The organism is Aureimonas frigidaquae (assembly GCF_001463905.1).
Lineage (GTDB): Bacteria > Pseudomonadota > Alphaproteobacteria > Rhizobiales > Rhizobiaceae > Aureimonas > Aureimonas frigidaquae.
This window is the reverse complement of the sequence record NZ_BBWR01000006.1, coordinates 11,901-25,083: the sequence shown is the minus strand read 5'-3', so window position 1 is coordinate 25,083 and position 13,183 is coordinate 11,901. Positions and strand designations below refer to the sequence as shown.

The following is a 13,183-nucleotide window of genomic DNA, read 5'->3' as shown; positions in this document are numbered from 1 at the left end:
CCGTCACGCGCCTGCCGCCAGTTGGTCGCGCCACCAGCGCACCGCCTGCCGCACATTGTCCGGCGCAGTGCCGCCGAAGCTGGTCCGGCTGGCGACCGAAGCGTCCACGGACAGGACGCCATAGACCGCCGCGTCGAGCCGCGGATCGATCTCCCGCAGCGCGTCCAGCGGCAGATCCTCGAGCGCGACCTTACGCGATTCCGCAAGCGCCACCACCCGTCCCGTGACGTGATGCGCCTCGCGGAAGGGCAGCCCGGCTTCGCGCACCAGGAAATCGGCGAGGTCCGTGGCGGTGGAGAAGCCGGCGCCCGCCGCGGCGCGCATGGTCGCGGCGTTGACGGCAAGGTCCCGGACCATGCCCGTCATGGCCGACAAGGCCAGCGAAAGGGAATCGACGGCGTCGAAGACCTGCTCCTTGTCCTCCTGCATGTCCTTCGAATAGGACAGGGGCAGTCCCTTCATGATGGTCAGGAGCGACACGAGCGAGCCGTTGATGCGGCCCGTCTTGGCGCGGACCAGCTCGGCAGCATCCGGGTTCTTCTTCTGCGGCATGATGGACGAGCCGGTCGAGAAGGCGTCCGACAGGCGCACGAAGTCAAATTGCGGCGTCGACCAGATGACGATTTCCTCGGCCAGCCGTGACAGATGCATGGAGGCGATGGCCGCCACGGACAGGAACTCGATGGCGAAGTCACGGTCGGAGACCGAATCCAGCGAGTTGCGCGTCGGCCCGCGAAAGCCGAGCGCCTCAGCCGTCATGTGGCGATCGATCGGAAAGCCGGTGCCCGCAAGCGCGGCGGCGCCGAGCGGGGACTCGTCCATGCGCACCAGCGCGTCCCGCACGCGGGACCTGTCCCGCGCCGCCATCTCGACATAGGCGAGGCAATGGTGCCCGAAAGTGACCGGCTGGGCGGCCTGGAGGTGGGTGAAGCCCGGCATCACCGTGGCGGCGTGCTCTTCCGCCCGGTCGATCAGCGCCTCCATGAAGGCGCTCAGGCCGCGTTCCAGATCCTGCAGGGCGCGCTTGACGTAGAGACGGAAATCCACGGCGACCTGGTCGTTGCGCGAGCGTGCGGTATGGAGGCGGCCGGCCGCCGGGCCGATCAGCTCGGCCAGGCGCGCCTCGACATTCATGTGGATGTCTTCGAGCGCGCGCGAGAAGGTGAAGCGCCCGCTCTCGATCTCGTCAAGAATGCGCGCGAGTCCATCACGGATGGATGACGCGTCCTCGGCCGAAATGATGCCCTTTTCGGCCAGCATGGCGGCATGGGCCATCGACCCCGCAATATCCTCGCGGTAAAGCCTCTTGTCGAAATCGATGGAGGCGTTGATGGCCTCCATGATGGCGTCCGGTCCCTGTGCGAACCGGCCGCCCCACATTTCGTTGCCGGGCTTCCTGGTCATTCTGGTCTCCTGGCTCCCCATGCCCTGAAGGTTCGATCATCATGCAGACACCGCAACGACCCGACGAGACCAGGCCCTCCGGCAGATCATCGGCGCTTCGCTTCGTGACCCTGGCGCTGGTGGGGGGAATTGCGGCGGGTGCCCTTGGCGTATACGTGATGGAGAGCCGATCTGGCAACGAAGTTGCTGGCCAATGCCCGTCGAACGACGCCCTGAAAGCGCGCATCGACGCGGCCGCGACCGGTGAGGTCGCCGCCATGGTCGCCATGGACACGCCCTTCGACCTGTCGCAGCTCGCCTTCAAGACCGGCGACGGCCAGCCCATGCGTTTCGCCGACCTGTCCGGCAAGACGCTTCTCGTCAATCTGTGGGCGACATGGTGCGTCCCCTGCCGGGTGGAAATGCCCGAACTCGACCGCCTCCAGGCCGAGGCGGGGGGCGATGATTTCGCCGTCGTGCCGATCAGCCTCGACCTGAACGATTTCGACAAGCCCCGCGCCTTCTATGACGAGGTGGGGCTGACCCACCTGCCCCATTACCAGGACGAAACGCTGAAGCTCTTCAACGATCTGAAAGGAAGCGGCATCGCCTTCGGCATGCCGGTGACCATGCTGGTCGATAGGCAGGGTTGCGCGCGCGCCGTCATGAACGGCCCGGCCGAATGGGCGAGCGCCGATGCGCGCCGGCTCATCGACGCCTTCATGCAGCCAACCGGCTGACGCGCAGCGGCCCCAACGAAAAATGGCCGGGTCTCCCCGGCCATTTCCATGTCTGAAGCGTTGCGCCAGGACGCGTCGATCAGGCGGCGTCTTCGGAAGAGCCGTCCTTCTTGACTTCCTGGCCGGTCGCCTGGTCGACGACCTTCATGGACAGGCGGACCTTGCCGCGCTCGTCGAAGCCCATCAGCTTGACCCACACCTTGTCGCCTTCCTTGACGACATCGGTGGTCTTGGCGACACGGTCGCCGGCCAGCTGGCTGATATGGACGAGGCCATCGCGCGAACCGAAGAAGTTCACGAAGGCGCCGAACTCGACCGTCTTGACGACCGTACCCTCGTAGACTTCACCCACTTCCGGCTCAGCGACGATGGAGTGGATCCACTTGCGGGCAGCCTCGATCTCCTTGCCGGAGGCGGAGGCGATCTTCACCGTGCCGTCATCTTCGATGTTGATCTTGGCGCCGGTCTTCTCGACGATCTCGCGGATCACCTTGCCGCCGGAGCCGATCACGTCGCGGATCTTGTCGGTGGGGATGTTCATCACCTCGATGCGCGGCGCGAATTCGCCGAGCTCGGAACGGCTCTGCGAGATCGCCTTCGACATCTCGTCGAGGATGTGGATGCGGCCGCCGCGGGCCTGTTCGAGGGCGATCTTCATGATCTCCTCGGTGATGCCCTGGATCTTGATATCCATCTGCAGCGAGGTGATGCCCGTGTCCGTGCCGGCCACCTTGAAGTCCATGTCGCCCAGGTGATCCTCGTCGCCGAGAATGTCGGACAGGACGGCGAAGCGATCGCCTTCCTTGATCAGGCCCATGGCGATGCCCGCCACCGGACGCGCCAGCGGCACGCCCGCATCCATCAGCGCGAGCGACGTGCCGCACACCGTGGCCATCGAGGACGAACCGTTGGACTCGGTCACTTCGGAGACGACGCGCAGCGTGTAGGGGAAGGCTTCCTTCTCGGGCAGCATCGGATGGACCGCGCGCCAGGCGAGCTTGCCATGGCCGATTTCGCGGCGCCCGGGCGAACCCATGCGGCCGGTCTCGCCCACGGAATAGGGCGGGAAGTTGTAGTGAAGAAGGAAGGTTTCCTTATAGGTGCCGGTCAGGGAGTCGATGAACTGCTCATCTTCGCCGGTGCCGAGCGTCGCCACGACCAGGGCCTGCGTCTCACCGCGCGTGAACAGGGCGGAACCGTGCGTGCGGGGCAGGATGCCGGCCTCGGCCACGATCGGGCGCACCGTCGACAGATCGCGTCCATCGATGCGGGACTTGGTGTCCAGGATGTTCCAGCGGACGATCTTGGCCTGCAGCTCCTTGAAGACGCCGCCGATCTCTTCCTTGGTGTGCGCGGGCTCCGCGCCTTCCGGCAGGAAGTGCTTGAGCACCTTGTCCTTGGCAGCGTCGACCGCCTTGTAGCGGGCCTGCTTGTCGGTGATCTTGTAGGCGTCGCGCAGCTCGGCCTCGACCAGCTTCAGCATCTCGCCCTCGAGGGCGGAATGATCGGCCGGGGCGTGGTCGCGCGGTTCCTTGGCGGCATGCTCGGCCAGGCGGATGATCGCGTCAATCACCGGCTGGAAGGCACGGTGGCCGAACATGACGGCGCCGAGCATCGTGTCTTCGTCGAGTTCCTGGGCCTCGGACTCAACCATCAGGACGGCATCGCCCGTTCCCGCGACGACGAGGTCGAGGGTCGATTCCACCATCTCGTCGACATGCGGGTTCAGCTTGAAGTCGCCGCCGATATAGCCGACGCGCGCCGCGCCGATCGGGCCCATGAAGGGCACGCCCGACAGGGTCAGCGCCGCCGAGGTGGCGATCATCGCCAGAATGTCCGGATCGTTCTCGAGGTCATGCTGCAGCACGGTCACGACGACCTGCGTGTCGTTCTTGTAGCCGTCCGCGAAGAGCGGACGGATCGGCCGGTCGATCAGGCGGGAGACGAGCGTCTCCTTTTCGGACGGGCGTCCCTCGCGCTTGAAATAGCCGCCCGGGATGCGGCCGGCCGCGAAGGTCTTTTCCTGGTAGTTGACGGTCAGCGGGAAGAAGTCCACGCCGACCTTCGGGGCCTTGGCCGATACGACGGTGGCGAGCACGACGGTTTCGCCGTAGGTCGCCATCACGGCGCCGTCCGCCTGGCGGGCGACCTTGCCCGTCTCGAGCGTCAGGGGGCGGCCGCCCCATTCGATTTCCACCTTGTGGGTATTGAACATCGTCACATCATCTCTTGCTGGCGCGCCGCGCCCCGGCTGGGGCGCATGGCGGGTTGTTCGGTATAAACGCGCATGGGCAAGACGGCGGGAGGCTTCGGCGCGGCGGAAGCATCCGGCAATCCTGCCCCATGGCGTTCAGGGGCAGATGCAAGAAGGGCGGGTTCCACCCGGGAACCCGCCGCTCCCATTCGTCAGCGACGCAGGCCGAGGCGCGAGATCAGCGCCTGGTAGCGCTCTTCTTCGCGGCTCTTCAGGTAGTCGAGAAGGCGACGACGCTGCGAGACCATCTTGAGAAGGCCGCGCCGCGAGTGGTTGTCCTTCTTGTGGCCCTTGAAGTGCTCGGTCAGGTTGGCGATGCGCTCGGAAAGCAGGGCAACCTGCACTTCCGGCGAACCAGTATCGCCTTCCTTGGTCGCGTATTCCTTCAGGAGCTCGGACTTGCGCTCAGGCGTAATCGACATCGTCTTTCCTTTCGATTTCGGAGAGATGGGTCACCCGGTGCCGGGATGTCGTCCAGCGCGGGTCGGGAATATGCGGCCGGCCGTCAATAGCGGACCGCGCGCCGCATATATTGCATTTTGCGCCGGAACGCCAGCCCGGAGCGGGTGGCGCCCGGCGTGCCAAGGCTCAGCGCCCGCCGAAGACGCGCCGTGGATGGAAGGATCCCTGCTCGATCGAGCCGATGGCGAGGAGCCGGCCCTGCCCGATCGCGAAGGCTTCCTCGCAGAAGGCCGGCGCGTCGCGCCCCCGCAGAAGGACCGGATTGCCGGACAGGACCCGCGCGGACTGGTCGTCGCTCAAATTGACCTCGTACAGGTCTCCCAGCGCCGCGGCGGCATCGAGGAGATAGTCGTCGAGTGCGTCGAAACGGACCACCCGGGGGCGGGCGCCGGCCTCGGTCGCGTCCGGATCCACCTCTTCGCGCCCTTCGTCGGCAGCCGCTTCGAGCTCCTCGAACGTGATCATGTCCTCTTCCGGGAAGGAGCCGACCGACAGGCGGCGCAGTTCGATGATGTGGCCGAAGCAGCCGAGATCACGCCCCATGTCGCGCGCGAGCGAGCGCACATAGGTGCCCTTGCCGCAGGTCGCCTCGAAGACGGTGGTGCGCTCGTCGGGCGTCGCCACGATGTCGAGCCGGTGGACCGTCACACTGCGCGCCGCGATGTCCACCGCCTCGCCCCCGCGTGCCAGGTCGTAGGCGCGCTCGCCATCGATCTTGATGGCCGAATATTGCGGCGGCACCTGGCTGATCTCGCCCCGGTAGCGCGTCATCACTTCGGCCAGCGCCGCGGCGCTCGGCACCAGGTCCGAACTGCGCGTCACCGGGCCTTCGGTATCGTCGGTCGTGGTTTCCGCACCCCAGCGGATGGTGAAGCGGTAAATCTTCTCACCGTCCATCACATAGGGAACGGTCTTGGTCGCATCGCCGAGCGCGATGGGCAGCATGCCGGATGCCAGAGGATCCAGCGTACCGGCATGGCCGGCCTTCTGCGCGAAATAGAGCCGCTTGACGCGGGCGACGGCGTCCGTCGACCCCATGCCCTTCGGCTTGTCGAGGATCAGCCAGCCCGAGATGGGGCGGCCCTTCGGCTTGCCACGGCGCGCCATCAGCGGGTCTCCCCGCTCGTGCCGTCCGCGGGGCCCTCGCCATCCGCCTCGTCATCCTCGGGCGCAAGGTCCCGCGCCACTTCGGGCGAGCGCAGCAACGCATCGATCCGGGCGTAATTGTCGAAGCTTTCATCGCCCCGGAAGCGGATTTCCGGCATGTACTTCATCTGCCGCAGCGCCGGCGAGAGCCGCCCGCGCAGGAACTTCCGGTTGCGGTTCAGCGCCTCGACGAAGGGGTCGACGTCGCCCTGCCCGAGCACCGTGACATAGGCGGTTCCCAGCTTCAGGTCCGGAGTCATCCGGACCTCGGTCACGGAAATGACGGCGCGCTCCAGGATGGGATCCTGGATTTCGCCGCGCTGAAGGATTTCCGTGAGCGCGTGGCGGACCTTCTCGCCGACGCTGAGCTGGCGCTGCGAAGGCGCCTTGGAGGGATTGGGGGTGCGGACCATCTCTTACTTTTCAGCCTGCAAGTCATACACATGTGCGGCAACGCCGCCCCTTCGAGGGAGCGATCGGCCGCGCGGAACACTCAAATCGTCAGCCCGGTCGCGCGCCCTCCAAGAGGGCTGGCGCAAAGCGGGAGAAGGGGTGCGGTTCGACCGCGGGAAGACACCGTCGGCCCGGCTCGGACGGGGCGTCGGCACTTATGCAAACAGCCTTCGGCGCACACGATACGGGCGCAAACGGCAGTGAGCGCAAACGCCATGGGGCCGCCCTGTCGGGCAGCCCCATGCCTCTCGGGTCAGAGCGAGCGTGCCACGTGTTCGACGCGGAAGCACTCGATCGTATCGCCCTGGCGGATATCGTCGTAGCGCTCGAAGGCCATGCCGCATTCCTGGCCGCCCGGCACTTCGGACACTTCGTCCTTGAAGCGCTTGAGCGTGGAGAGCTTGCCCTCGTGAATGACGACGCCGTCGCGGATCAGGCGCACACCCGCGCCGCGCTCGACCTTGCCTTCGGTAACGCGGCAACCCGCGACCTTGCCGACCTTGGTGATGTGGAAGACCTCGAGGATCTCCGCATTGCCGAGGAAGGTCTCGCGACGCTCCGGCGACAGGAGGCCGGACATGGCCTGCTTCACGTCATCCACCAGGTCGTAGATGATGTTGTAGTAGCGGATCTCGATGCCTTCGCGCTCGGCCGCCTGACGGGCTTGCGCATTGGCACGCACGTTGAAGCCGATGATCGCCGCGTTGGAGGCGGCGGCCAGCGCCACATCCGACTCGGTGATGGCGCCGGCGCCCGAATGGACGATCCGGGCGGCAACCTCGTCGGTGCCGAGCTTGTCCAGGGACACGCCGATCGCCTCGACCGAGCCCTGCACGTCGCCCTTGATCAGGAGCGGGAACTCCTTGAGGCCCGTGGACTGGAGCTGGCTCATCATCTGCTCGAGCGAGCCGCGCTGCCCGGCCGACTTGGCGACGGCCTTCTCACGCGCCAGGCGCTGGCGGTACTCGGCGATCTCGCGGGCCTTGGCCTCGCTCTGGACGACGGCGAAGCGATCGCCGGCACCAGGCGTGCCCTGCATGCCCAGGACCTCGACCGGCATGGACGGGCCGGCTTCCTTGAGCTGGCGGCCCATATCGTCCACCAGCGCACGGACCTTGCCCCACTCGTTGCCGGCGACGATGATGTCGCCCGTCTTGAGCGTGCCGGCCTGGACCAGCACGGTCGCGACCGGACCGCGCCCGCGGTCGAGCTGAGCTTCGATGACCACGCCCTCGGCCGTCCGCTCCGGATCGGCCTTCAGTTCGAGGATTTCGGACTGCAGGAGCACCGCGTCGAGCAGCTTGTCCAGATTGGTGCCGGCCTTGGCCGAAACCTCGACGTCGAGAACCTCGCCGCCCATCGATTCCACGAAGACCTCGTGCTGCAGGAGGCCCGTGCGGACCTTCTGCGCATCGGCGCCCGGCTTGTCGATCTTGTTGATCGCCACGATGATCGGCACGCCGGCAGCCTTGGCATGGCTGATCGACTCGATCGTCTGCGGCATGACACTGTCATCGGCCGCCACGACCAGGATCGCGATGTCGGTCGCCTGGGCGCCGCGGGCACGCATGGCCGAGAAGGCCTCGTGGCCCGGCGTGTCGATGAAGGTGATCTTCTGGCCCGCATGATCGACCTGGTAGGCGCCGATATGCTGGGTGATGCCACCGGCCTCGCCCGAGACGACGCTCGTCTTGCGGATGGCGTCGAGCAGCGAGGTCTTGCCGTGATCGACATGGCCCATGATCGTGACGACGGGCGGGCGGGACTGCAACTTCTCCGGGTTGTCGGCGACGTTGAAGAAGCCCTGCTCGACGTCCGATTCCGCCACGCGGCGCACCGTATGGCCGAATTCGCCGGCGATGAGCTCGGCCAGATCGGCGTCGATGACGTCGCCCGGCTTGAGCATCTGACCCTGCTGCATCAGGAACTTGATGACATCCACGGCTCGCTCCGACATGCGGTTGGCGAGTTCCTGGATGGTGATCGTCTCGGGAATAATCACTTCTCTCGAAATCTTCTCTCGCGTCTGCGCCTGCTGCGAGCGCTTGAACTTCTCCTGCCGGCGGCGCATCGACGACAGGGAGCGGCCGCGCGAATCCTCGTCCGACAGGGCACGATCCAGGTTGACGCGGCCGGGGCGGCGATCGTCGCCGACACGCGCACGGGCCGGCTTGGCGGGCTCGGCGGTGGCGCCGCGACGGCGCACGCCGGCCTTGTTGGCGGCCTCTTCCTCGTCGGCCGTGCGGCGGCTTCCGCGTGACAGGTCGCTGCGGCCGGCCGGGCGCAGGCCCAGGCCGTCGTCGACCGGCGGCGGGCCGGGAATGATCGGCTCGGCCACGGCCGCGCCCGTCCGCTTCTGGGGCCGCGCCTGGGCACGGCGGGCGGCGTCTTCCTCGGCCTTGCGGCGGGCTGCGGCTTCCAGCTCGACACGGGCGGCCTCTTCGGCCTGCCGGCGCTCGCTTTCTTCCATCTCGGCCCGGCGGCGCCCGTCCTCGGCGACGCGGCGCGCCTCCTGCTCCTGGAACAGGCGACGGTCCTCGACCTCACGCTGGCGCGCCAGTTCGAGCGCCCGCTTGCGGGCGTCCATTTCCTTGGAGGACAGGTCCGACAGGACGGCGCCACGCGGCTGGCGCGCGCCGGGGGCCGAGGCGTTGTTGCCACGGCCAGCATCCCGGCCACCGGGGCCGCTGCGCCCTGGTGCACCCGGACGGCCGTTATTGGCTGTGTTGTTGCGCTGGCCGGCCGGGCCGGCAGCGCCCGGACGGTGCTGCGGGGCCCCCTGGCCATGGCGCTGCTGCGGCGCGGGGCCGCGGGCCGGCGCTGCCGGTGCCGCGCTCTGCGGGGCGGCCGGACGCGGCGCCGCAGGTGCGGGTGTCGCCGTCGGGGCGACGGTTGCCGTCGGCGCGGCCGATACGGCCGGTGCGGGTGCTGCAGGCGTCAGGACGGGAGTCTCCGGTGCTACTTCTACGGGTTGGGGTGCCGGGGCAGCGGCAGCCGCAGCGGCTTCGGCAGCACGGGCCGCATCAGCCTGCGCCTTTTCGTCGCTCAGGCGCTGTTCTTCGCGGCGCAAGGCTTCCTGGGCTTGCGCCTGGGCAGCAGCCTGAACCTCGGCCTGGCGCTGGGCTTCCTCGGCGCTGGCGCGGTCACGCGCATCCTGCTCCGCCTGGGCGTTGGCCAGGGCTTGCGCCTGGGCCGGCGTCAGGCTGCGCGCGGCGCCGGCGGCGTCGCCCGGCCGCACGTCCTCCGGCTTAGAGAATTTGCGCTTCTTGGTTTCGACGACGACATTCTTCGTACGGCCATGCGAGAAATTCTGCCGCACGGTGGCCTGCTGGACCCCGCCTGGCTTGATGGACAGAGTCTTCTTGCTGTTGACGCTCAGCGTCTTGTCGTCGCCGGATTTCGTGTCGCTCATTTACGCTTCCGCTTCCTGCGCGGGGGTCGTCCCACGCCTATCGTCCGTGCCGCAAGGATTGCTGGAATGCCCTGCATGTTCATCTGGCCCGCAAGCCCCCGATGCATGGTCACGCATCGGCAGGTCCGAGCCGCTGGGGTCTTCACCCCGAAATTTCGCAAGCGCCCTCAGCCGCTTCACGCAAGCTGCACCCGCATCACCGGCGAGAACGGCAGCATGTATCACATGAACCCCACCCAGTGCCAAACCCAATTCGTCCGAGGTGAACGAACGGAAGATCGGCACACGGGATTCGTCCCGTCCGAGCGCAGCGGCCGTCGCGGCGCCCGACAGCTTGCGCAAGCCGTCGGCGGCGCCATCGCTGGCGTGCAGCGCGGCGAGCGCCCGGCCGGATCGCAAGGCCGCCTCCACTTTGGCGGAGCCGGTCACGAGCTGGCCCGCCTTGCGGGCAAGGCCCAGCGCGCCGAGCACCGAACGGGCCATCTGCCCGTCCACCTGGGCCGGCAGGTCCGGCCCGGCGATGACGTCGCGCTTGAAGGCGCGGCGGAAGAGGTTCTTGCGAACCGCCTCCTCGATCGCCGTGCGCCGCGCTTCGACATGCGCGCCGCGCCCCGGCAGGCGGCGGCGCAAATCGGCCACCACCGCACCGTCCGGCCCGGTCACGAAGCGGATCAGCTCCTCCGGCGGCAATTCGGCCCGCGAGAGGATGCACATGCGATCGTTCAACTGTGCCTCCGTCATCTCACCTGCCCCTTATTGTCCGGTCGTACCATCCGCGCATTCGGTCCGCGCCCTTCCGGGCGGGCGTGTCAGGCTTCCGCCTCCTCGCTTTCGTCAGCCGCCAGGTCCTCTTCGCTCACCCAGCCCGCCTTGATGCGAGCCTGCATGATCATGGCCTCGGCATCCACGCGGCTGACCTCGAAAGCCGACAGCGCCCCGGTGAAACGCTTGGTCTCGCCGTCCTTGCGCTCGGTCCAGCCGACCAGGTCGTCCGCCGCGCAACCCGCGAAATCCTCGAGCGTCTTGACGTCGTCTTCGCCGAGGGCCACCAGCATCGGCGTGGTCAGGCCCTCGATCTCCCGCAGCTCGTCCGAGACGCCGAGCTCCCGGCGCCGCGCATCCAGCTCGGCCTCCCGCTGGTCGAGATATTCGCGGGCGCGGTTCTGGATCTCGCCGGCGGTGTCGTCATCGAAGCCCTCGATCGACGAGACTTCGTCCAGATCAACATACGCCACTTCCTCGACAGAGGAAAACCCTTCGGACGCCAAAAGCTGGCCGACCATCTCGTCCACGTTCAGCGCCTCCATGAAGAGGGCGGAGCGTTCGACGAATTCCTTCTGGCGGCGCTCGGATTCTTCCTGCTCGGTCAGGATGTCGATATCCCAGCCGGTCAGCTGCGACGCCAGGCGGACATTCTGGCCGCGACGGCCGATCGCCAGAGACAATTGGTCATCGGGAACGACGACTTCAATGCGCTCGGCGTCCTCATCGAGCACCACCTTGGCGACTTCCGCCGGCTGCAGGGCATTGACGAGGAAGGATGCGGCATCCGGCGACCAGGGGATGATGTCGATCTTTTCGCCCTGCAACTCGCCCACCACGGCCTGCACGCGCGAGCCGCGCATGCCGACGCAGGCGCCGACCGGGTCGATCGAGGAATCGCGCGAGACGACGGCGATCTTGGCGCGCGAGCCCGGATCACGGGCAACGGACTTGATCTCGATGATGCCGTCGTAGATTTCCGGCACTTCCATGGTGAAAAGCTTGGCCATGAACTGCGGATGCGTGCGCGACAGGAAGATCTGCGGCCCGCGCTGCTCGCGCCGCACGTCGTAGACATAGGCCCGGACGCGGTCGCCATAGTTGAAGATTTCCCGGGGGATCTGCTCGTCGCGGCGGATGATGCCTTCGCCCTTGCCCAGATCCACGATCACATTGCCGTATTCGACGCGCTTCACGGTCCCGTTGACGATCTCGCCCACGCGGTCCTTGAATTCGTCGAACTGCTTGTCGCGCTCGGCCTCACGAACCTTCTGGACGATGACCTGCTTGGCCGATTGCGCCGCGATGCGGCCGAATTCCATCGGGGGGAGCTGCTCGGCGATGAAGTCGCCCGGCTCGGCGTCCGGGTTCTTGTCGCGCGCCAGGTCCAGATAGATCTGGGTCGCCGGATCCTCGACGTCCTCGACGACCTCCAGGAGCCGCTGCAGCTTGATTTCGCCGGTGCGCGAATTGATGTCGACCCGGATGTTCGTCTCCTGGCCGTAGCGGGCACGGGCCGCCTTCTGGATGGCGTCGGCCATGGCCGCGATCACGATCTCCCGATCGATCGACTTTTCCCGCGCCACGGCATCCGCGATCTGCAGAAGCTCGAGCCTGTTCGCACTGACTGCCATGTGTGTCTTCTCCTGTTCGCGGACGGAGCCTCCAGCCCCACGACCGCGCCGCATCCTCGCGGCCATCGAGGCGCGGGCATAGCCGCGCCGGCCGTCGTCTTTCAAAATAACCCCGTCCGCACCGGACGGGCATCGGGCCGCCTCAGGCGGCCGCATCTCCGTCGTCCGCGCCGTCCTGCGCATCGGGGCCGGCACGGCCCTTGCGGGCCATCTTATCGGCCTTCAACGACGCTTCGATGAGGTCGTCCGTCAGGATCAGCCGGGCCTCGCCGATGGCATCGAAGGGGATCTCCACCGTCGCATCCTCGCCATAGGCCGGCTGGTCGCGATCGATCCGGATGCCATCGGCCATCACCTCGACGACACGGCCCCGGAAGCGCTTGCGCGCGCCGATCAGCCGGCTGGTTTCCAGCTTCATGAGATGGCCGGCCCAGCTTTCGAAATCGGAGCGCCGCACCAGCGGCCGATCGATGCCCGGCGACGAGACTTCGAGATGATAGGCCTTGTCCAGCGGATCCTCGACATCGAGAACGGGCGAGATGGCGCGGCTGACGGCCTCGCAATCCTCGACCGCCATGGTGCCGTCCGGGCGCTCGGCCATGATCTGCAGGGTTGCGCCGTTCATGCCCGAATAGCGCACGCGCACGAGCCTGTATCCGAGCTGGCCGATCACGGGTTCGACGATGTCGGCCACCCGTGCCTCCAAACCCTCTTCCCTGATGATGCGCGTGTCTTCGCTCACGAAGTCTCCGGTCGTCTGCGCCGGCCGGGACCCTGCCCGGCGGCTGATCGTGCGCTGGCCCGAAAGCCCTGGCGCCATGAACTGCGAGCCTGTGCTCATTAACAAAAAAGAGCGGGACCGGAAGGACCCACTCTCACGAACACATCGCAGAGAATTTGAGGCCGGTATACGCGTTCCCGGCGCTCAGTTCAAGCC

10 protein-coding genes and 1 pseudogene are annotated in these 13,183 nt (G+C 67.2%); 1 reads left to right on the top strand and 10 read right to left on the bottom strand.

Annotation, left to right across the window (positions count from 1 at the left end; genetic code table 11):
* Nucleotides 1-3 precede the first annotated feature (3 nt).
* Nucleotides 4-1,404, bottom strand: coding sequence for an argininosuccinate lyase (gene argH, locus AUL30_RS06580; protein WP_062227084.1), 1,401 nt, complete (start codon nt 1,402-1,404; stop codon nt 4-6).
* 41 nt (nt 1,405-1,445) lie between these two features.
* Here argH and tlpA point away from each other — a divergent pair, with 41 nt between their 5' ends.
* Nucleotides 1,446-2,123: a thiol:disulfide interchange protein TlpA gene (tlpA, locus tag AUL30_RS06575; RefSeq protein ID WP_062227083.1), complete on the top strand. Its 678-nt coding sequence runs from the start codon at nt 1,446-1,448 to the stop codon at nt 2,121-2,123.
* A gap of 79 nt (nt 2,124-2,202) precedes the next feature.
* On the opposite strand, the gene pnp is transcribed toward tlpA, so the two are convergent.
* The 9 genes and pseudogenes from pnp to rimP all read right to left on the bottom strand — a co-directional run bounded on the left by pnp (nt 2,203) and on the right by rimP (nt 13,066).
* A complete protein-coding gene (gene pnp / locus AUL30_RS06570; RefSeq protein ID WP_062227082.1) occupies nt 2,203-4,338 on the bottom strand; it encodes a polyribonucleotide nucleotidyltransferase in 2,136 nt (711 codons plus the stop codon).
* A 191-nt stretch (nt 4,339-4,529) separates the two neighbouring features.
* Nucleotides 4,530-4,799 carry a 30S ribosomal protein S15 gene (rpsO, locus tag AUL30_RS06565; protein WP_062227081.1) on the bottom strand — a complete coding sequence of 90 codons (270 nt, stop codon included), beginning with the start codon at nt 4,797-4,799 and terminating at the stop codon, nt 4,530-4,532.
* 166 nt (nt 4,800-4,965) lie between these two features.
* The gene (gene truB, locus AUL30_RS06560; RefSeq protein ID WP_062227080.1) at nt 4,966-5,946 is read right to left on the bottom strand and encodes a tRNA pseudouridine(55) synthase TruB; all 981 of its coding nucleotides are present in this window, start codon (nt 5,944-5,946) and stop codon (nt 4,966-4,968) included.
* A complete protein-coding gene (gene rbfA / locus AUL30_RS06555) occupies nt 5,946-6,398 on the bottom strand; it encodes a 30S ribosome-binding factor RbfA (protein WP_062227079.1) in 453 nt (150 codons plus the stop codon). Before rbfA ends, truB begins: the two co-directional genes overlap by 1 nt.
* A gap of 293 nt (nt 6,399-6,691) precedes the next feature.
* The gene (gene infB / locus AUL30_RS06550; protein WP_407638270.1) at nt 6,692-9,025 is read right to left on the bottom strand and encodes a translation initiation factor IF-2; all 2,334 of its coding nucleotides are present in this window, start codon (nt 9,023-9,025) and stop codon (nt 6,692-6,694) included.
* 657 nt (nt 9,026-9,682) lie between these two features.
* A pseudogene (locus AUL30_RS20230) lies at nt 9,683-9,850 on the bottom strand (translation initiation factor IF-2 associated domain-containing protein); the annotation flags it as partial.
* A complete protein-coding gene (locus AUL30_RS06545) occupies nt 9,851-10,591 on the bottom strand; it encodes an RNA-binding protein (protein ID WP_062227077.1) in 741 nt (246 codons plus the stop codon).
* Nucleotides 10,592-10,659: 68 nt separating this feature from the next.
* Complete coding sequence (gene nusA / locus AUL30_RS06540) at nt 10,660-12,246, bottom strand: transcription termination factor NusA (RefSeq protein WP_062227076.1); 1,587 nt, start codon at nt 12,244-12,246, stop codon at nt 10,660-10,662.
* A gap of 142 nt (nt 12,247-12,388) precedes the next feature.
* Nucleotides 12,389-13,066, bottom strand: a complete 678-nt coding sequence (gene rimP, locus AUL30_RS06535; RefSeq protein ID WP_083507738.1) for a ribosome maturation factor RimP — start codon at nt 13,064-13,066, stop codon at nt 12,389-12,391.
* Between the last annotated feature and the right edge of the window lie 117 nt (nt 13,067-13,183).

Bases quoted from the DNA above. Each gene is read 5' to 3' on its own strand.
- argH (WP_062227084.1), bottom strand. From the start codon at position 1,404: ATGACCAGGAAGCCCGGCAACGAAATGTGGGGCGGCCGGTTCGCACAG.
- tlpA (WP_062227083.1), top strand. From the start codon at position 1,446: ATGCAGACACCGCAACGACCCGACGAGACCAGGCCCTCCGGCAGATCA.
- pnp (WP_062227082.1), bottom strand. From the start codon at position 4,338: ATGTTCAATACCCACAAGGTGGAAATCGAATGGGGCGGCCGCCCCCTG.
- rpsO (WP_062227081.1), bottom strand. From the start codon at position 4,799: ATGTCGATTACGCCTGAGCGCAAGTCCGAGCTCCTGAAGGAATACGCG.
- truB (WP_062227080.1), bottom strand. From the start codon at position 5,946: ATGGCGCGCCGTGGCAAGCCGAAGGGCCGCCCCATCTCGGGCTGGCTG.
- rbfA (WP_062227079.1), bottom strand. From the start codon at position 6,398: ATGGTCCGCACCCCCAATCCCTCCAAGGCGCCTTCGCAGCGCCAGCTC.
- infB (WP_407638270.1), bottom strand. From the start codon at position 9,025: ATGGACGCCCGCAAGCGGGCGCTCGAACTGGCGCGCCAGCGTGAGGTC.
- AUL30_RS06545 (WP_062227077.1), bottom strand. From the start codon at position 10,591: ATGACGGAGGCACAGTTGAACGATCGCATGTGCATCCTCTCGCGGGCC.
- nusA (WP_062227076.1), bottom strand. From the start codon at position 12,246: ATGGCAGTCAGTGCGAACAGGCTCGAGCTTCTGCAGATCGCGGATGCC.
- rimP (WP_083507738.1), bottom strand. From the start codon at position 13,066: ATGGCGCCAGGGCTTTCGGGCCAGCGCACGATCAGCCGCCGGGCAGGG.